1 protein-coding gene is annotated in these 956 nt (G+C 60.1%); it reads right to left on the reverse strand.

Annotated elements, in window-relative coordinates:
• Positions 1 to 128: 128 nt before the first annotated feature.
• The coding region (locus NW820_RS12755) for an HD domain-containing protein (RefSeq protein ID WP_414407688.1) at positions 129 to 956 on the reverse strand (828 nt) is incomplete at its 5' end.

Here is a 956-nt window from a genome sequence, read left to right on the forward strand (position 1 = left end):
TGCCCTTCAACATGCAGCCGGTCAACAACGGCATCATCGAGGTGATCTTGCAAAGAGGGGGCCAAAAGACCACCCAAACCAGCCCCTCGCCCATTACCATTGCCCCTTAGCTAGGATCCCCGAGAAGGCTAAACTGCTGCCTCAAAGGGATCGGCGCTGCGCTGGATCTGGGTAGAGAGCTTGGGGATTACCTGCAGGTTGAACTGTTGCTCGAAGACTTTTTTCTTCTCGTTTAAGCTCCACAACTCTAGGGCACAGTCGTCCTTGGGATGCCTGGGATCCAAAATCAACTCCATGCGGCGGGGGCCTTCTCCCAGGAGCTGAAAACGGCAGTGCAGGGCTTGAATGGCCTGCAGGCGGCGGCGATCCAAAGCACAGGCTATGCGCAACAGGGGGCTCAGTTCCAGCACCACTTGGCGATCCCGCTCGTCGCTGAGGCGCTGGAAGTTCTCGTGCTTCTTCTTGGGGGGCGACTTGCGGTGGTAGCGGGCCAAGTTGGCGATCACCTCCACCTCTTCTTCGTTGAAGCCCAAGAGTTCTCCATGGCGGATCAGGTAGTAGGAGTGCTTGTGGTGGGCGGCATGGCTGATGAAGTGGCCGCAGTTGTGCAGCATGGCCGCCGCCCAGAGAAGAGCCCGCTCCCGGGATCCCCAGCCATGCAGGATGCCGCGGGTTTGATCGAAAAGGCTGAGGGCAAACTCGGCCACCCGCTCGGCATAGGGGATCTCCACCTGGTATTTTTCCGCCAACTTGAGGACGCTGCGCCGCCGCACCGAGCTGTGGTAGCGCAGCCGATCCTCAATCAGCCCTTGGCCGATCATCCAGTCCACGATCAGCCCTTCCCGCAAAGCCCGTTCGCAAAATTGAACCCGCTCTACCCCCAGCAGGCTCATCACTTCCTCTAGGATCAGGGCGCCGGCCAGGATGATCTCCCCCCGTCTTTCCCCTAGGCCGGG

Source organism: Synechococcus sp. R55.7, from assembly GCF_047461955.1.
Lineage (GTDB): Bacteria > Cyanobacteriota > Cyanobacteriia > Thermostichales > Thermostichaceae > Thermostichus.